At 33.4% G+C, this 19,539-nt stretch carries 14 protein-coding genes; 12 read left to right on the top strand and 2 right to left on the bottom strand.

Annotated features, from left to right (window positions below):
• Positions 1-8 precede the first annotated feature (8 nt).
• The 4 genes from fsa to AW14_RS01815 all read left to right on the top strand — a co-directional run bounded on the left by fsa (position 9) and on the right by AW14_RS01815 (position 6,851).
• The gene (gene fsa, locus AW14_RS01830; RefSeq protein WP_044637259.1) at positions 9-665 is read left to right on the top strand and encodes a fructose-6-phosphate aldolase; all 657 of its coding nucleotides are present in this window, start codon (positions 9-11) and stop codon (positions 663-665) included.
• A gap of 40 nt (positions 666-705) precedes the next feature.
• Positions 706-1,392, top strand: coding sequence for an NUDIX hydrolase (locus tag AW14_RS01825; RefSeq protein WP_044637258.1), 687 nt, complete (start codon positions 706-708; stop codon positions 1,390-1,392).
• Between the two features lie 1,243 nt (positions 1,393-2,635).
• Complete coding sequence (locus AW14_RS01820; RefSeq protein ID WP_044637257.1) at positions 2,636-4,201, top strand: solute:sodium symporter family transporter; 1,566 nt, start codon at positions 2,636-2,638, stop codon at positions 4,199-4,201.
• A gap of 262 nt (positions 4,202-4,463) precedes the next feature.
• The gene (locus AW14_RS01815) at positions 4,464-6,851 is read left to right on the top strand and encodes a hypothetical protein (protein ID WP_044637256.1); all 2,388 of its coding nucleotides are present in this window, start codon (positions 4,464-4,466) and stop codon (positions 6,849-6,851) included.
• On the opposite strand, the gene AW14_RS01810 is transcribed toward AW14_RS01815, so the two are convergent.
• On the bottom strand, positions 6,841-8,118 hold the full coding sequence (locus AW14_RS01810) for a Pycsar system effector family protein (RefSeq protein ID WP_044637255.1): 1,278 nt from the start codon (positions 8,116-8,118) through the stop codon (positions 6,841-6,843). The two genes, AW14_RS01815 and AW14_RS01810, sit on opposite strands and share 11 nt — an antisense overlap.
• A 157-nt stretch (positions 8,119-8,275) precedes the next feature.
• Between AW14_RS01810 and msrB the strand changes: the two genes are divergently transcribed.
• Genes msrB through AW14_RS01790 form a run of 4 tightly spaced genes read left to right on the top strand, consistent with a single transcriptional unit; the run spans position 8,276 to position 14,576 of the window.
• The gene (gene msrB / locus AW14_RS01805; protein WP_044637254.1) at positions 8,276-8,737 is read left to right on the top strand and encodes a peptide-methionine (R)-S-oxide reductase MsrB; all 462 of its coding nucleotides are present in this window, start codon (positions 8,276-8,278) and stop codon (positions 8,735-8,737) included.
• A complete protein-coding gene (gene msrA / locus AW14_RS01800) occupies positions 8,727-9,266 on the top strand; it encodes a peptide-methionine (S)-S-oxide reductase MsrA (protein ID WP_044637253.1) in 540 nt (179 codons plus the stop codon). Before msrB ends, msrA begins: the two co-directional genes overlap by 11 nt.
• Positions 9,266-10,828, top strand: coding sequence for a protein adenylyltransferase SelO (locus AW14_RS01795; RefSeq protein ID WP_044637252.1), 1,563 nt, complete (start codon positions 9,266-9,268; stop codon positions 10,826-10,828). The genes msrA and AW14_RS01795 overlap by 1 nt, the downstream gene beginning before the upstream one ends.
• 40 nt (positions 10,829-10,868) lie before the next feature.
• Entirely contained in the window at positions 10,869-14,576 is a 3,708-nt protein-coding gene (locus AW14_RS01790; RefSeq protein WP_044637251.1) for a metallophosphoesterase, read from the top strand.
• A 1-nt stretch (position 14,577) separates the two neighbouring features.
• On the opposite strand, the gene AW14_RS01785 is transcribed toward AW14_RS01790, so the two are convergent.
• Positions 14,578-15,384, bottom strand: a complete 807-nt coding sequence (locus AW14_RS01785) for a hypothetical protein (RefSeq protein WP_044637250.1) — start codon at positions 15,382-15,384, stop codon at positions 14,578-14,580.
• A gap of 134 nt (positions 15,385-15,518) precedes the next feature.
• Here AW14_RS01785 and AW14_RS01780 point away from each other — a divergent pair, with 134 nt between their 5' ends.
• The 4 genes from AW14_RS01780 (at position 15,519) to AW14_RS01765 (ending at position 19,462) form a co-directional block, all read left to right on the top strand.
• A complete protein-coding gene (locus AW14_RS01780) occupies positions 15,519-16,382 on the top strand; it encodes an acyl-CoA thioesterase (protein ID WP_044637249.1) in 864 nt (287 codons plus the stop codon).
• Position 16,383: 1 nt separating this feature from the next.
• Complete coding sequence (locus AW14_RS01775) at positions 16,384-17,073, top strand: glycerophosphodiester phosphodiesterase (RefSeq protein WP_044637248.1); 690 nt, start codon at positions 16,384-16,386, stop codon at positions 17,071-17,073.
• Positions 17,070-18,281: a BaiN/RdsA family NAD(P)/FAD-dependent oxidoreductase gene (locus AW14_RS01770; protein WP_044637247.1), complete on the top strand. Its 1,212-nt coding sequence runs from the start codon at positions 17,070-17,072 to the stop codon at positions 18,279-18,281. Before AW14_RS01775 ends, AW14_RS01770 begins: the two co-directional genes overlap by 4 nt.
• Before the next feature lie 65 nt (positions 18,282-18,346).
• Entirely contained in the window at positions 18,347-19,462 is a 1,116-nt protein-coding gene (locus tag AW14_RS01765) for a diphosphomevalonate/mevalonate 3,5-bisphosphate decarboxylase family protein (protein ID WP_044637246.1), read from the top strand.
• The last annotated feature ends 77 nt before the right edge of the window (positions 19,463-19,539 follow it).

Here is a 19,539-nt window from a genome sequence, read left to right as displayed (position 1 = left end):
CAAACGATATGAAATTTTTTATTGATACAGCAAACCTTAATGATATTGCAGAAGCTCAAGCTTTAGGGGTATTGGATGGTGTAACAACAAACCCTTCTTTAATGGCTAAAGAAGGTATTACTGGGGCCGATAATATTTTAGCACACTATGTTAAAATATGTGAGTTGGTAGAAGGCGATGTAAGTGCAGAAGTTATTTCTACAGATTTTGAAGGTATGGTTAAAGAAGGTGAAGCATTAGCAGCTTTACATCCTCAAATTGTAGTTAAATTACCTTTAATTGCCGATGGTATTAAAGCTTGTAAATATTTTTCAGATAAAGGTATTAGAACCAATGTAACCTTGGTGTTTTCTCCAGGGCAAGCATTATTAGCAGCTAAAGCTGGGGCAACTTATGTATCGCCTTTTATTGGTCGCTTAGATGATATTTCAACCGATGGTTTAAATTTAATTTCTGAAATTAGAATGATATATGATAACTACGGTTTTCAAACGCAAATTTTAGCTGCATCAGTGCGTCATACCATGCATATTATTGATTGTGCTAAATTAGGTTCAGATGTTATGACAGGCCCATTATCAGCTATTAAAGGGTTATTAAAACACCCGTTAACTGATAGTGGTTTAGCTCAATTTTTATTAGATTATCAAAAAGGAAATAAGTAGTCTTAATTAATTATTTGTTGAGTTTAGAGTATTTGTAAATATGTCAATATATCACAAAGAATATCGGGAATTACAACAAATAAAATTAGCAGTAGACTGTATAATTTTTGGTTTTAATAATAACAAATTAGAATTATTGTTAATACGTCGGGGGTTTGAGCCCGAAATAGGAAAATGGTCTCTTATTGGTAGTTTTGTTGGAAAAAATGAAGATTTAGACAATGCCGCCAATAGAATTCTATATGATTTATCTGGTTTAGAAAATATTTATATGGAACAGGTAAAGGCCTTCGGAAACGCAAAAAGAGATCCGTCTGGACATGTAGTTTCCATTACCTACAGTGCTATGGTTCTAAAATCTAAGTATTGCGAAGAAAAGATTAATCAACACGATGCTAATTGGTTTCCTATTGATGATTTACCAGAAATGGTTTTCGATCATAATGATATGGTAGATTGTGCAATTAGTAGATTAAGACGTAGGGTTAGAAATTTTCCAATTGCTTTTAATTTATTACCCCAAAAATTTACATTACCACAACTACAATCATTGTATGAGGGTATATTAAATGAACCTATCGATAAACGTAATTTTCGTCGCAAAGTAGCGCAGATGGAATATTTGGTTAAGTTAGAAGAAAAAGACATGTCTGAGTCTAGAAAAGGAGCTTATTACTATCGATTCGATGAAGATTTATATAAATTAAAGCAAAATTTTAATTTATGATAAAACAAAAAAAAACAACTTTTTACAGTTGTTTTTTTTGTTTTAAATTTCATGAGTTTACAGATAACACTTATGCTAAATGTTTTGTATCATTCATATGGAATTTCAATAAATTAAAAAACGATACATAAATTAGTAACTTCATTAATACGAAGTAATACCATTAGAATAAATTTTGGCTTAGATTTCGAAATAGCCTTAATTTTAATTATTGCTATGAATTGAAAATTATTATGTCGTACATTATTATGCGGGTTTAGAGTAGGGTTTTGAGCCTTCAAAAGTAAATTCCGTCAGTTTCCATTTAATTTTTTAAGGTTTTTAGCGCATAATTAAATCTGTATGTTTTTAAATATTTCACTTGTGTTGTGTTCAATAGCATAGAATCTAATTAAGTAGGCAAATATAAAATTAGAAAACCACGCCTTATTTCTTAATTGTAGTCATTTTTACTTTAACCTGTAATATTTGCTACTGTACTTACGTTTAACTTATTTGCTATAAATCTAACTTATGCGAAATTAAACTTTAAAAGTTAAGAACTAAAAGCTTAGTTACTTGGAAAATCTATTATTAATGTTTTACTAAAATTAAGTCTTGCAGTTTTAATAGTGCCTAAAAACACCTCTAATGAACTAGCTTGAAATTGGATAAATAGAAAAAGAACAACAAACGAAAATAAGAATCTAAAAGGCGGTATTTCTTTAATTGATTTAGAATGTAAATAGCCAAAAGTTTTTTAGTTTATAAATGAAAGCTTTTTGGTTTAAGAGTAAAAAAAACAGCCAATCGTGTTATTATTAATCATGTTCCTTTATAAGATGCTATTGTATTACGAAGAATTGAAAAAAAAATCATTATTTATTATGCAAGTTATGGCAGATGTTTTAAATTTCCCCATTAAACTAACAAAGGCTGAATATGATTATGCTTACAAGCTTATGTTGTGATGAATGGAGGTGTTTATTTCGATATGGAAATAATGATGAACACCATGATGAGTTCGTTTAAAAAAAAGTATGAATTTATATAACTTAACGTTAAAACCTATAAAAGATATAAACAAGCTATTGCGAGGAAGTTCCATAATGGCTTGTAATATTATAAATAAATCAAGATGCAACTAAATTAAAAGTGGCATTAAAAATAAACATTACGCCTGTAAACATTTTAAATAATTCTGTTTCGGACAAAGATGCTAAAACCAATTTAAACTAAATTTTAAACTTAAATTAAATAAATTATGAGTATTTTATCTTTCGTTGCTTTTACTTTACTAGTTGCAGTTATTGCATGGTGGTCTACAAGAAAAACAGATGAGAATTCGTCTGACGGTTATTTTCTTGGAGGTAGAAGTCTTACTGGTCCTGTAATAGCAGGTTCTTTACTTTTAACAAATTTATCTACAGAACAAATTGTAGGTATGAATGGCGTATCGTTTAGAGATGGTATTCCAATTATGGCTTACGAGGTTATTGCTGCAATCGCCATGGTTTTTACGGCATTTGTATTGCTTCCAAAGTATTTAAAAGGGGGTATAGCTACGATTCCACAATTTTTAGAAAGACGTTACGATAAAAGTACTAAAACCATAGTATCCTTATTGTTTTTATTGGGATATGCCATATCCATGTTACCAACCGTTTTATATTCTGGTGCGTTAGCAATTAATACCATGTTTGATGTTCCAGAAATGTTAGGAACAGGTCCTGTAACAACACTTTGGATAACCGTTTGGGCTATTGGTTTGATTGGTAGTATATATGCTATATTTGGAGGTTTAAAAGCTGTAGCTGTATCCGACTCTATTAATGCCATTGGTTTAATTGTAGGTGGGTCCTTAATTCCTATTTTTGGTTTAATGAAAATTGGAGATGGCAATATTTTTAAAGGTTTAAACAGATTAACAACAGAGCTTCCTGAAAAGTTTAATATTATTGGTGGCCCAGATTCAGATGTGCCTTTTTGGACACTTTTCACAGGAATGATTATTGTAAACTTTTATTATTGGGGAACCAACCAAGCCATTATACAAAGAGCATTAGGTGCTAAAAATTTAAAGGAGGGTCAAAAAGGACTTTTGTTAGCCGCTTTTATTAAAATTTTAGGTCCCTTCATAGTTGTATTACCAGGTGTTATAGCCTTCTATATTTTTAAAGGTGATTTAGCAAATCCAGATGAAGCTTATCCAATGGTTGTAAAGGCCGTTTTACCTGTAGCGTTTATTGGGTTCTTTGCAGCCGTGCTTTTTGGGGCTATTTTAAGTTCCTTTAATAGTGCTTTAAATAGTTCTGTTACTTTATTTGGTTTAGATTTTTACAAAGAATACATAAACAGTGAAGCATCAGAAAAACAAGTGGTTAAAGCTGGTAAAATATTTGGTATTGTACTTGCTATTTTTTCTATGGCTATAGCGCCTTTATTATACGGTGTAGAAGGTGGTATTTTCACTTATCTCCAACAATTAAATGGAACACATAGTGTGCCAATTTTAGCCATTATTATTGTTGGTATTTTCTCTAAACGCGTATCTGCTAAAGCAGCTAATATTTCAATATTATTTAGTGTTGTAACTTATTTAACAACCCTTTATGTTATTAAACCAAACATTAGTTTCTTGCATTTAATGGGTATTCTTTTTGTTTTAACTATTATAATCATGTTCGTAATTAGTAAATTTTACCCTAGAGAAACAGATTACGACCAAGAGTATACTAAACAAGTTGATATTACACCTTGGAAATACATGAAACCAGTTGGTATAGCAGTTTGTGCAGCTGTAGTAGCACTATATATTTATTTATCATAGTAACATTTTATAGATAAAAACGATTATTTAAAAGAAGCAAATTTTAACCTGTAACCGGTTACCATTTTTTTTGTAAAAAAATTTTAAAATAGGTTACTATATATTCAAAAAGAAATAGGCTTCTAAACATAATTTCAATTAATATCATTTAAAAAGCGGTTGTACTAAGTATAGCCGCTTTTTTATTTAAACCATGTTATATTTTCGAGTTTACAATAACTTACTTATTTATTAGTATTTTTGTATTAGAAATAAAGGCAGCATGTTAAATCATAATCACATAGAATCACCAATGCGTATTCAAATTAGTTTTAATAAACTATTTGAAAAGTATGCGTTATATCTTAAAAGTGACGATGCGTTTTTAGCAAATAAAGCTGCTCGAATTTTAGAACTTAAAAGTAAGTTTCCGTTTTTTAGTGAAGGTATTTCAGATTTTTCTTTGTTAGAAACATATCAAAATGAAATAGAAATTATTCTTCAAGATTGTTTTAATGATGTACTAACTTATAACGAAATTAAAACAGCTTCGGTACCATTTCAAAACATTATATTTAATGCATCAGAGCGTTTTAAAAGCATTATTAAAAATGCAGGAGAAGGGTTTGTGTTGAATATAAAAAACATGCCCTTAGATGATACTTACATTATGGCATGTACCATTATTTTAAGATTTTGTTACGGTTATGATTTAAATTTTAAACGGCCACTTATTTACGAAATACCAGATGATAAAGGTATTATGCGCTATTATAAAATCCTTTATAATGCCGATTTTTGCGAAATTACTCCAACCGAAAAAGCAATTCAAATAACAGAAGAAGATTATGAAATGTTATTGGATAATTTTCATGATGTCGACCTATGGAAAGCTAAATTTCCAGTAGATAGTTATATATTTAAAGGCTTTGTGATTTCTAATATTTTTGATGTTACCGACGACCAATCTATCTCCAATATTAAATCGACTTTAATATCTAAAAAAGCAATTGGTCAAGATGGTTTTTCTAATAGCCTTCACGATGAATTTCGGTCTTTTTTAGGCATCGATAACCTTAAAATAGGATTTTCATTTTACGATAAAGAATCTAACGGCTTCGAGCACGTATATGGCTCGAATATGCGAAGTTATTTATTAAACGGTTTAGACCAACTTAACTGCGAAGATGCCTTATGCGGCGAATCTTATAAAAAACTTTTAAAAGAAAAGAGTTATCACTCGGTGTCTTATGTAAGTAAGTTATATCATCGTTATAAAGAAAATGCCCCGCCTCAAATCCAGTCATTATACAAACAAGGGGTAGAGAGTGTGGTGTTAGCACCCATAGCAAATGCATCTGGACTTTTGGGTGTTTTAGAAATCGTTTCAGAAAAACCAAAAGTGCTAAACAGCATTAGCGCTAATAAATTGGTTGATGTCATGCCGTTTATTATATCGGCTGTAGAACGTTCTATAAATGAAGAAGAAAATCTTATAGAAGCTATTATTCAGCAAGAATGTACTTCCATACACCCAAGTGTTTACTGGAAATTTAGAAAAGCAGCCAAGAAATTTTTATTAGATAAACAAGTCTTAGGTAGTAATGCCAACTTTAGTAAACTTGTTTTTAAAGATGTGTATCCGTTGTTCGGACAGATAGATGTTAAAGGCTCTTCCGATGCCAGAAATCAGGCGACTCAAAAAGATTTAGTGCTTCAATTAACCTTAGTTGAGAAAATTATTCAGGGCATACCAGAACATTTAAATTTGCCTATTTATAATCAGATTTTATTTCAGGTACAAGCCTTTAAAAAAGATATTAAAACAGAATTTAAGGTTGATAGTGAACAAGTAGTTAATGCGTTTTTTAAATCGGAAATCAAACCACTATTTCAATTTTTAGCAAAAAAGGATGCGAAACTAGAAGAAGCTGTGAACGATTATTTTAGTAAAATTGATGAAGCTTTAGATATCGTATACTATTATCGTAAAAACTACGACGATACCATTGCCTTAATAAATAAAAACATGGCAGCGCTGCTTGATAAGAAGCAATTAGAAGCCCAACAAATGTACCCGCACTTTTTTGAACGTTTTAAAACCGATGGTGTCGAACACAACATGTACATCGGTGAGTCTATTACTAAAGAAGAAAGTTTTAATATGATTTATTTATATAATTTAAGACTTTGGCAGCTTCAGGTAATGTGCGAAATGGAAAATGCCTACTATAATAATCAAGATAAATACCCTTTGTCTCTCGATGTGACTTCTATGATATTAGTGTTCAACCAGCCATTATCTATTCGATTTAGAATGGATGAAAAACAATTTGATGTCGATGGTACTTACAATGCCCGATACGAAGTTGTTAAAAAACGAGTTGATAAAGCTTTTATTAAAGGTACCGAAGAACGTGTTACCGAAAAAGGAAAACTTAGTATTGTGTTTTCTCAAAAAGAAGACGGACAGGAATACATGCGTTATATAAAGTTTTTACAATCTAAAAACACCTTAAGTGACGATGTTGAGGTTGTAGAACTGGAAGATTTACAAGGGGTTACAGGTTTAAAGGCTATTAAAGTAAGTATTATTTATAAAAACACCGATGCCAATAATAGCAAAGAATTTTATACCTACAACGATTTAATGAACGAAATTAAAGCTTAACGAAATAAGTCGTTTCATTAAGCTTTTTTACAGGTTGTATCATCGATGTTTCATCGGGAAGCATATCTTCTATTCGGGCGTGTTTACTTAATTTAAAAGACACTCCAAAAGCAATTACCGATATAATCATACCTACCATAAAAATGGTGTAAGTCGTTCTTAAAATTCGATATTTTCGGTCTAAAACTTTTCCTAAAAAATATAAATCTTTAGTAAGCGAATTATAAACATATTCTTTGTCTTTAAGTAACTCGTTTATGGCGTTTTGGTACTGTTCTAATTTCATTTTATGAAAGTTTCCAAAAAAAGTTAAATTCACGCGCTTTTGGTCTATATCTTCCTGGGTAAATTCACCTCTTGTAATATTGGGTCTGGTGGCAATAATAGATAATACCATAGAAATAACACTGGAGATGGTGAAAATTAAGGTAGGTATTATTAAATAATCGTTCGAAGGATTATCAAGTTTAGAAATAAGATTAGAAAGCACCAACGAAATAATAATGGCATTAACCGAGAGTAAAATATTAGCTTTTGTATCGGCAATATCACTCAATTTTATATGATTTTTTAACGCCACTCTATAAAATGTTTGAATACCACGCTCGGGACTTTCATTTTTGTACTGTGCCTTGTATTTTGCTTTTAAATCTTCGGTTTTAAGTTTTAATTTTTGCTTTTGTCGCGCTTTTATTAGCTTCGATAGGTTTTTTTCTTTTCTAGATTGCCAGTTTTTTAGAGCATATTCTGTATAAAACTGATGCGTTTTCGACAGCATTTTAATATTTTCTTCCTGCCATTCGGTAGGAGTATATTTTGCAATGCCTTGTATTTCTAATTCTTTTCTTAAAAACTCACTAGTTTCCTTAAAATATTTTTTCCCAAAATGAGAGCTGTCTGCATCACGCATAATTTTTTCCAGCTCATTTTTAGGTTCGCTAGATAATTTCGTTGCCATAATGCAATTGGCAACACTTTTTATAATGTTTTTATCGACTTCTTCATCGGTTAAAAATTCCTTTGCAATTTCAACACTAGCTTCTTCATGGTTTTCGGTTGTTTTGGTGTAGCCTGTATCATGAAGTAATGCCGAAAGTCTCAGTATTTTAGCATCTTCTTCATTTATTTCTGAATTTTCAATGATTTCATTTAAACTTTTATAAACACGTTCGGTGTGTGTGAAATTATGATATAAAAACGAGTTTGGCAGTTCATCTTTAATTAAATCAAATACAAAAGACTCGGTTTTTTTTACAATATCGGGCATACTTTAAATTTTAAATACAAGATTACAAATTACTAAAAAAATATAAGAAGCTCGGGAAGTGTTAATTTTTATTAAAAATAAGGAAATGCCTTAAATATCGACTATTTTAGAGCTACAATAAATAAAAATTGCTAATTAAAACAAAAAAGAAAACAATATGCTTACATGGAAAAATGTCATGGCTTTTGCCGTTAACGGAAATCCGGAGCCAGAGAGTCGTGTCGATAAAACGGATGCAGAGTGGAAAGAAATTTTAACAACAGAGCAGTACAGAATTACACGTAGAAAAGGCACCGAAGCGCCAGGAACTGGAGCACTTTGTAGTGTTTATGATGCTGGTAAATATAACTGTGTTTGTTGCGGAACACCGTTGTTCGATTCTACCATAAAATTTAGTTCAGGAACGGGTTGGCCAAGTTTTACACAACCCATAAAAGAGAACGCTATTAAATACGAAAAAGACGTTTCGTTTGGAATGGTGCGTGTTGAGGTTATGTGTAATACCTGCGATGCGCATTTAGGCCATGTGTTTCCCGATGGGCCCGAGCCTAGCGGGCTGCGTTATTGTATAAATTCAGCGTCAATGGTTTTAGATAAGGAGGCTATAAATGAAAACTAAAAATTTACAAACCGCTGTTTTTGGTGGTGGCTGTTTTTGGTGTACAGAAGCCGTTTTTCAGGAAATTAAAGGTGTTGAAAAAGTGGTATCTGGCTATTCGGGAGGAAATGCGCCGGGAAAACCAACATACCGAGAAATTTGTTCGGGCTTAACAGGACATGCCGAAGTGGTACAAATCACCTTTGATGCTAATACAATTTCTTATACCGATATACTGGTTATATTTTTAACCACACACGACCCAACAACGTTAAACCGACAAGGTGCCGATGTTGGTACACAATACCGGTCTGTTATTTTTTATTTAAACGACAATCAGAAACTAATAGCCGAGAGCGTGGTTGAAGACATGGCGCATTATTTTGATAATCCTATTGTAACCGAAATAAGTCCGTTAAAGATTTTTTATGAAGCCGAAGATTATCATCAAAACTATTATAAAAACAATGCAACAGCAGGGTATTGTAGTTTTGTAATTTCGCCGAAACTATCTAAATTAAGGCAACTACATGCCGATAAATTAAAATAATGAAGTTACAAGTAAACGACATATTTAATAAAGAACTTCCAGCAGATGCTGTTACAGATAATTCAAGAAGACAGGTAGAACATGCCTGTTTTTCTTTTGTTACGCCAAAGCAAACCGCCTATCCAGAAATGCTTCATGTGTCTCCCGAAATGTTAGAACAGTTTGGGCTTTCAGAAGCAGATTCTAAAAGTGAATCGTTTCTAAATGTTTTTACTGGCAATACGGTTTATCCGGGCACCAAGCCTTATGCTATGTGTTATGGTGGACATCAATTTGGTAATTGGGCAGGGCAATTAGGGGATGGTCGTGCTATTAATTTATTTGAAGTTAATCACAACAACAACCAATGGGTGTTACAATTAAAAGGTGCTGGAGAAACACCTTATTCTCGTACGGCCGATGGTCTTGCTGTGTTGCGATCTTCTATAAGAGAATATTTATGTAGCGAGGCAATGCATCATTTAGGCGTGCCAACTACCAGAGCCTTATCGTTAGCTTTAACGGGCGATATGGTGTTGCGCGATGTCATGTACAACGGTAATCCAGCTTACGAAAAAGGCGCTTTGGTTTGTCGCGTGTCTCCTTCATTTTTGCGCTTTGGTAATTATGAGATTTTTGCTGCCCGACAAGATGTAAGCTTGCTTAAAACGTTGGTCGATTTTACTATAAAACATCATTTTCCTCATTTAGGGCAACCTTCAAAAGACACCTATTTAAAGTTTTTTAATGAGGTTACACAGCGTACTTTAAGGATGATTATTCATTGGCAACGCGTAGGTTTTGTTCATGGTGTTATGAATACCGATAACATGTCTATTTTAGGTTTAACCATCGATTATGGACCTTATGGCTGGTTAGAAGGTTTCGATTATGGCTGGACGCCTAATACAACCGACAGACAACACAAGCGTTACAGATATGGCAATCAGCCTAACATTGGTCTTTGGAATTTGTACAAATTAGCCAATGCCCTGTATCCATTAATAGAAGAAGTAGAACCTTTAGAAGCGATTCTGGATGCATTTAAAGTAAACTTTGAAACCGAATCTTTAACCATGATGCGCAATAAGTTAGGTTTGCAGATGGATGACGTTTTTGATGCTTCTTTAATTCAACAATTAGAAGATTGTTTGCTTTTAGCAGAAACCGATATGACTATTTTCTTTAGAAATTTGGCCAAATTTGAAAAAGAGGATGCATCAGCTGGATTTAATATTATTAAGGATGCTTTTTATAATATGGAAACAGTTTCAGAAGACATAAAACAAAAATGGAACGATTGGTTTGCACGATATGCCTCCAGATTAGAATTGGAAACGCTTTCAAATTCTGAAAGAAAAAAACATATGAATTTGGTTAACCCCAAATATGTGCTTCGAAATTATATGGCTCAATTAGCTATAGATGAAGCCGATAAAGGAAATTATAGTTTAATTGATGAACTTTTTCAGCTTTTAAAACAACCGTATTCCGAACAGCCAGAAAACGAAAAATGGTTTGCTAAACGACCAGAATGGGCCCGGAATAAGGTGGGTTGTTCGATGTTATCTTGCAGCTCTTAAAATTTCCTTTGTATCTTTATAAAAATTCTACAATTATTGAATGCGTTACACTTTTAAATTTATTTCATCTTTTTTCATCGTTTTAATTATTAACGCTTGCGCCAGTTATAAAGCGCAATATGCAAGCGAAGACCTCAAACAAAATCAATTTCCAGATAAAGAAATTGATAGGGTTTTCTATTTAATTGGCGATGGTGGATTGTCTGTAAACGGGGAATTATCGGATGGATTAAAAGCTTTTAAAACCTATATATCTAACAAAAATACAAAAGACGATTATGCGCTGTTTCTAGGAGATAATATTTATCCGTCTGGAATGCCAGATAAAGACGCAAAAGGTCGAACCAAAGCAGAAAACGGATTAAATGCGCAAATAACCTCGGTAGACGAATTTAAAGGCAAAACTATTTTTATTCCGGGTAATCACGATTGGTATTCGAAAGGATTAAAAGGGTTAAAACGCCAGGAAAAGTATATCGAAGATGCTTTAGGGAAAAACACGTTTCTCCCAGAAGATGGCTGTCCGTTAAAAAGTGTCGTTGTTAGCGAAAGCATTCAGTTAATTATAATAGATACCCAGTGGTATCTAGAAAACTGGAATCACAATCCAACAATAAACGACGATTGCGAAATAAAAACCAGAGAACGTATGTTTCTGGAAGTAGAGGGCGAGTTAAAGAAAGCACAGAATAAAACGGTGATTTTTGCCATGCATCACCCCATGTATACAAACGGTATTCATGGTGGATATTACGACGCAAAAAAGCATTTGTACCCAACCCAAAGTAAGATACCCCTTCCCGGATTAGCATCGTTATTGGCGCAAGTTAGAACTCAAGGAGGCGTGTCTATTCAAGACAGATACAACGAACGTTACAACGAGTTAATGAGTCGTTTGGAAACAATTAGTTTAGATGCTGGTAATGTGGTTTTTGTTTCGGGGCACGAACACAATTTACAATACATTGAAAACAAAACAATCAAGCAAATAGTTTCAGGAGCTGGGTCTAAAACATCGGCCGTGAGCCTTGGTAAAAATGGGTTGTTTGCCTATGGTAATCAGGGGTTTTCAGAATTAGTTGTGTTTAAAGATGGGAGCAGTTGGGTTAAAATTTTTGGAGCTAAACAGGCCAAACCTACCTTGTTGTTTCAGAAAGAAATAATCCCCGTAAAACAAACGTTTGATGTTTCTACCTTACCCGATACTTTTCCGCCAGCGGTAGAAGTTTCAATTTATTCAAAAGAAGAAACCAATAAAACAGATTTTTTCGAATCGGTTTGGGGGAATCATTATCGCGATGTGTATAGTACCAAAGTAAAAGCGCCAGTTGCAACGTTAGATACTTTGTATGGCGGTTTGGAAGTTGTTAGAAAAGGGGGAGGACACCAAACAAGGTCTTTGCGTTTAAAAACCAAAGATGGCAGAGAGTTAAATATGCGAGCACTTCGTAAAAGTGCCACACAATATTTACAGGCTGTTTTGTTTAAAGATACTTACATTCAAAATGAATTTGAAAAAACAGCGGTCGAAGGCCTTATTCTCGATTTCTACACCGCGGCTCACCCGTATGCGTTTGCCGTAGTGCCCGATTTATCGAATGCTGCTAAAATTTTTCATACCAATCCTAAGTTATATTTTATTCCTAAACACAAAGCTTTGGGTAAGTTTAATGATGAATATGGCGGTGAATTATACATGATTGAAGAGCGTCCTGAAGACAACTATGTCGATGAACGAAATTTTGGATTTCCAGATGATATTGAAAGCACCCACGATATTATTGAAAAAGTTCGTAAAGACGAAAAATATAAAATTAATGAGGGCGATTTTATAAGAGCTCGATTGTTCGATATGTTAATTGGCGATTGGGACAGGCATCAAGACCAGTGGCGTTGGGCGCAGTTTGATGCTGAAAATGGTGATAAAATTTACAGTCCGATACCTCGCGACCGCGACCAGGTGTTTTCTAATTTCGACGGTGCTTTGCTGGATGTTATGAAAATTATTTCCGGTTCTACCAAACAGCTTCAGGTGTATGACGACACCCTAAATGATATCGGTTGGATGAATAGCGCTGGAATTAAATTAGACCGTGTTCTTATTCAAAAATCATCTAAAGACGATTGGATAGAACAGGCCGTTTTTTTACAAAAACAAATTACAGATGCTGTTATAGATAAAGCCTTTACAAAAGTGCCCGAAGCTGTTCAGGATAAAACCCTACTGGAAATTAAAGCCAATTTAAAAGGCCGCCGAACTAATTTAGTTGATATTGCAAACCGTTATTATAATTATTTAAATGCCTTGGTTATTTTAACTGGTACCGATAAAGATGATTATGTAGAAGTAACAAGAACGGGCGATAAGGAAACCCATGTTAAAATATCACGAATTAAAGATGGTGAAAAAGGGGAAGTTTTAGTCGATAAAACTTTTAATCGCGATGTTACTAAAGAAATTTGGATTTATGGTTTAGATGATAAAGATGTTTTTGAAGTTACGGGAAAAGCAAATAATTTAATTTACACCCGATTAATTGGCGGACAAGAAAACGACACCTACATAATTAAAAATGGTAGACGCATTAAGGTTTACGATCATAAATCTAAAAAGAATACAATTCAAGAAAATCATGGTGCTCAAATAAAATTAACCGATGTTTATAATTTAAATCTTTTCGATTTTCAAAAGAACATCACAAAAAACAATACCATGACACCAAGCATTGGGTTTAATCCAGACGATGGTGTTCAAGTAGGTGCTTCCTTTGTTAAAACGGTAAAGGGTTTTCAACGCAATCCGTTTTCGCATCAACACCGATTTAAAGGCGGATATTTTTTCGCTACCAGTGGTTTTGCTTTTAGTTACAATGGCGAATTTGCTAATATATATCAAGACTGGAATTTAGATGTTGTTGCAAAATTCACTTCAGAAAATTTTACAAATAACTTTTTTGGTTACGGTAATGAAACTGTAAATAAAGATGATGTTTTAGATTTAGACTATAATCGTGTAAAAACTGGGATTTTTGAGGTGAATATTGGTATGGTTAAAAAAGGAAATTTTGGTAGCGATTATGGCGTTAGAACCATTTTTGAAGGTATAGAAATCCAGAAAACCGATGGGCGTTTTATTTCAGAATTTGCTCCGGTTATTAATGAAGAATTTTATAAAAGACGTTTTTTTGGTGGTTTAGAAGCACAATACAATTACGAGAGTTTCGACGATAAGTTAACGCCAAGTCGAGGTATGGTTTTTCAGTTTCATGTAGGAGGAAAAACCGAATTTAAAGACACAAAAAACACTTATGCCTATATAAATTCTAACTTTGGGTTTTATAATAGTTTATCAAAAAACAGAAAGCTGGTATTAAAAACCGATGTGCGCAGTCAGTTGCGTTTTGGCGACGATTTAATTTTTTATCAAGCGGCAAATATTGGTGGCGATAATGGTTTAAGAGGTTACAGAACCCAGCGCTTTACAGGTAGAAATGCTTTAACAGGTAGTGCCGATGTGCGTTATAGTTTTCCGTCGTTTAAAACGAATATTTTGCCACTTCAAATTGGAGTTTTTGGTGGCGCAGATGTTGGTAGAGTTTGGTATGCGGGCGATTTTTCTAATAAATGGCACAACGATTACGGTGGCGGTTTTTGGGTAACAGCCGCCGATAGCTTATCGGGTACTTTTAACTTGTTTAACAGTGTAGAAGGTTGGCGCTTCTCGTTTGGCTTCGGATTAAATTTTTAATTTATAAATCGAAACTATAAACGTTATTGCCTTCGGTTCCGTTTTTTTCATCGGTTATTAAAACGGTTTTGTTGTTTTTAAAGCAAATCCCTTCTTTTTGAGAATCGTGATCGAATTTAAGTGCTTCAACCGTTCCTTTAAAAAAAGCATCGGGCTCAAAATTTGAAAGTTTCCAGAGTTTATCATGGTTAAGTAAAACAACCGTTTTGCCATCGGCGCTAATATCGGCCGATGTAATTTTGTTGTGTTTGCCATCTAAATTAAAATCGGTTACCAATTCGGCAACATGGTAGCCAATTTGGTTGGGTACTTTAATTAAATAGCAGGATTTTGTTTCTTTAGAAAAAATATAAAAATAACCATCCAGCAGAAAAAATGCTTCAAAGTCTTTCGATTTTACATCGTCTGGCAGCTTGAAATTAATAATATCGGCCGTAGTATGGTCTTTAATATGAGCTGGATTTTTTACTTTATAAATGCTAAACTTTTTTCGTTTTTCATTGTTGTTTCCAAAGTCGCCAATGTAAATATTTCCCATCGCGTCCGATGTTAAATCTTCCCAATCTTCGTTTATTACATTACTAATATCAATATTTTTTACAATACCACCATCTTTATTCAACCCATACAAATTGTTTTGATTTCCAGCATCTTCAATTACCCAAAGCAACTTAGAATTTGGTATAATTTCAGCCGTCGAAACTTCTTTAAGACCGTTGGAAATATCGGCAACAACTTTTAGTTTTCCGGTGTTGCATGAAAAGAATATAAGCGATAAAACTGCAAGTTTTTTAATTTTAAGAGGCATTGAATTAAATTTTAATCAAGATACAGACATTATAAAACACTTTAAAATTTTAAATCTTAAACTATTTATAAAATATATGGCAAGCTATTTTTGAATTTAATAGCTTTATACTTTCATAGTAAAAAGTATAAAAAATGACTTCTGTAAACGATTTATTAGACCTTTTAATTTTAGATAATATTAATGAAAACGAGTTTAAAGGTTTTAGTAAAACTATTGGTAATGCTTATGTTTTTGGAGGTCAGGTTTTGGCGCAAGCAATTAATGCGGCTTCTAGAACCATTCATAACGGACGTATTTTGCATTCGCTGCATGCTTATTTTTTAGAAGCCGGACAATTAGATATTCCAATTATTTACAATGTAAGTGTGTTACGTGATGGCGGAAGTTTTTCGGTAAGGCGCGTAACTGCCAGTCAGAATGGAACGGTTATTTTTATTTTATCGGCCTCATTTCATAAGGAAGAAGAAGGTTACGATCATCAAATTAAAATGAAAACGAATTTAAAACAACCAGAAGAATTGTTAAGCTGGACCGATATATTAAGACAATTTGAAGATTTTTTACCGCGAAAGCTTAAAGCTTTTTTTGAAATTGACCGTCCTATAGATTTTAAACCTGTTACTGTTGCCAATCCTTTAGAACCAAAAGATTTACCACCAGTAAGCGATGTGTGGTTTAAATTAAGAGGCGATATTGAAAATTTAAGTTTAGCAACCAAGCAACAAATTTTAACTTATATATCCGACTATAATATTTTGGTGTCTGCTTTAAATCCGCATGCAAGTAAAGCCAATTGGGGCAATACACAAACGGCCAGTTTAGATCATTCCATGTGGTTTTTCAGAGATTTCGATTTTAACGATTGGTTGTTGTTTTCTATCGAGTCTCCCAATGCCACAGGCGCACGAGGTTTTGCACGAGGTAATATTTTTACCCGCGATGGCAAACTAATCGCATCGGTAGCCCAAGAAGGTTTAATGCGACCAAAAAAGTAGTATGAAAACTAAAATACTTAAAATGGGACATCGAGGCGCTATGGCGTATGTTGCCGAAAATACTTTAGAATCGATAAAAAAGGCTTTAAGTTATCATGTGGATGGTGTTGAGGTCGATGTGCATGTGTGTGCTTCAGGTGAGTTGGTGGTTTTTCATGATTTTACTTTAGATAGAATAACCAACGGAACTGGTGAAATTTCAAAATATACGCTTTCAGAATTAAAAAAATTACGTGTAAAACATGAGTTTGAAATCCCTACGTTAAATGAGGTTTTAGATTTGTTAGATGCGAAATACATTATAAATATTGAGTTAAAAGGAAAAAACACGGCTTTAAAAACTTGTGAAACCATTCATTATTATATTAAAGAAAAAGGCTGGTCTTACAGTCAGTTTTTAGTATCCAGTTTTCAGCATCACGAGTTGGAAGCTGTTTTTGCATGCGATAAAAAAATACCTTTGGGGGTTTTAACTAAAGCCAGTGTTGCCGAGGCTATCGAATTTGCTGAAACTATAAAGGCTTCGGCCATTCATCCTAATGTAGCTTTGTTAACTTCAGAAAACGTTAAAACAGCTCAAAAAAAAGGGTATAAAGTGAATACATGGACAGTAAACGACAGTGAAACCATAGAACGAGTGAAGGCCTATGGTGTCGATGCTATTATATCAGATTACCCAGATAGATTATGATAAAAAAAGATGTGCTAATTGTTGGTGGTGGTGCCGCAGGTTTTTTCGCTGCTATTAATATAGCAGAGCAAAATCCAGGGTTGAAAGTTGCCATTTTAGAAAAAGCCAAAGAAGGTTTGCAGAAGGTTAAAATTTCTGGTGGTGGGCGATGCAACGTAACCCATGCAGAATTTATACCTAAGGAGTTAATTAAAAATTATCCGCGAGGCGAAAAGGAATTGTTAGGGCCATTTCATCAGTTCATGACCGGCGATACCATCGAGTGGTTTGAAAGCAGAGGCGTAGAACTTAAAATTGAAGAAGACGGACGTATGTTTCCTTTGAGCAATTCGTCTCAAACCATTGTCGATTGTTTTTTAAATGAAGCCGAAAAGCATCAGGTAGAGATTTTGTATAATCATGGTGTGAATGCGATAAAAAAAGCTGAAAATTTGTGGGTGGTTGAAACAACTCAAGGCGATTTTGTTGCAGATAAATTAGTTGTCGCGACAGGTAGTAGTCCGAAAATGTGGAAACTTTTAGAAGGCTTAAATCATACGGTTATTCAGCCCGTTCCGTCTTTGTTTACATTCGATATAAAAGACGAGCGTATCAAAGATATTCCGGGCGTTGTTGCGCAACAAGTAGAAATTAAAGTTCTGGAAACCGATTTGTATAGCGAAGGCCCCTTGTTAATTACGCATGTTGGTATGAGTGCGCCCGCGATTTTAAAATTATCGGCTTATGGCGCTCTAGAATTGGCAAAACGAAACTATAATTTTCAAATAGAGATTAATTTTATTAAACATACGTTTGACGATTGTTTAGATGTTTTAAAGGTTTTAAAACACGAGTTAGCTAAGAAAACCGTTTTTAAATCTACGCAATTCGATTTGCCAAAACGCTTGTGGCATAAGTTGGTATTGGCTTCTTTTATGACCGAAGATACGCGTTGGGCAGATATGAATAAACAGCAGTTAGAAACTTTAGCCGGGCAACTTACTCAAGCCGTGTTTCATGTTACTGGAAAAAGCACGTTTAAAGATGAATTTGTAACTGCAGGAGGTATCGATCTAAAAGAAATTAATTTTAAAACCTTTGAAAGTAAGCTTCATGAAAACTTATTTTTTGCAGGTGAAGTTTTAAATATTGATGCCATTACAGGAGGTTTCAACTTTCAAAATGCATGGACAGGGGCGTTTATTGTGGCTAAGGCCGTTTCAAACTAAACCCTAAATAATTGCCATCCAAAAAACTATAAACTACTATCTTTGCAAGCAGATTTAAAATAACAATGACCGAAAAACAATTTATTTCTAAACCCTTTTCAAAAATTATTGAAAACGGAAGTGTTAGCTGGGAATCGCCCAGTAATATTGCTTTAATTAAGTATTGGGGTAAAAAGAAAGATCAAATTCCAGAAAATCCATCCATCAGTTTTACGCTTAACAATTGTAAAACCATTACAACCTTAACATATTCAAAAAAAGAAGATACCTCAAAATTTGAGTTTGATGTGTTTTTAGATGGAGAAAAAAAGGATAGTTTCAAATCTAAAATTGAAATATTTTTTAAGCGCATTGAAGCGTATTTACCATTTTTAAAAGATTATTATTTTAAAATAGATACGAAAAATACCTTTCCTCATAGTTCTGGTATTGCTTCATCGGCAAGTGGTATGAGTGCTTTGGCATTGTGTTTAATGAGTATTGAAAAGGAGTTAGTTGATGTAACCTTGAGCGCAGCCAAAAGGTCTTTTAACAATGATTATTTCACGAAAAAAGCCTCGTTTTTAGCGCGTTTAGGTTCGGGAAGTGCCTGTAGAAGCATTGAAGGCGATCTAATTGTTTGGGGTGCTAATAAAACAGTGGCAGAGGCTAGCGATTTGTATGGCGTGAAATATCCACATGAAGTTCACGATAATTTTAAAGCGTATCAAGACACTATTTTGTTAGTCGACAAAGGCGAAAAGCAGGTTAGTAGTACGGTTGGACATAATTTAATGCATGGGCATCCTTTTGCACAAAATCGTTTTAAGCAAGCCCATGATAATTTTGAAGTATTAAAACCTATTTTACAATCGGGCGACTTAAATAAGTTTATTGCATTAATTGAAAGTGAGGCCTTAACATTACATGCCATGATGATGACAAGTATGCCTTATTTCATTTTAATGAAACCAAATACACTCGAAATTATTAATAAAATATGGCAGTTTAGAGAATCGACGGGTTTACATGTAGGTTTTACTTTAGATGCAGGTGCCAATGTACACGTGCTGTATCCTAAAAATGAAAGTGCTGAAATTTTGGAATTTATTAAAAATGAGTTAGTTGCGTATTGTCAGAATGGTCATTATATTTGCGACGAAATTGGTTTTGGAGCAAATCAATTAAAAATGAATAATTAATAATTAAAAATGTTTTTAAATTTAGTTATTAATGAAACAAAATATTGTTAAAGAAAAAAGCTTTAAATTTGCTGTAT

The organism is Siansivirga zeaxanthinifaciens CC-SAMT-1 (assembly GCF_000941055.1).
In the GTDB taxonomy this organism is placed as follows: domain Bacteria; phylum Bacteroidota; class Bacteroidia; order Flavobacteriales; family Flavobacteriaceae; genus Siansivirga; species Siansivirga zeaxanthinifaciens.
This window is presented reverse-complemented; position numbering and strand designations above follow the sequence as displayed.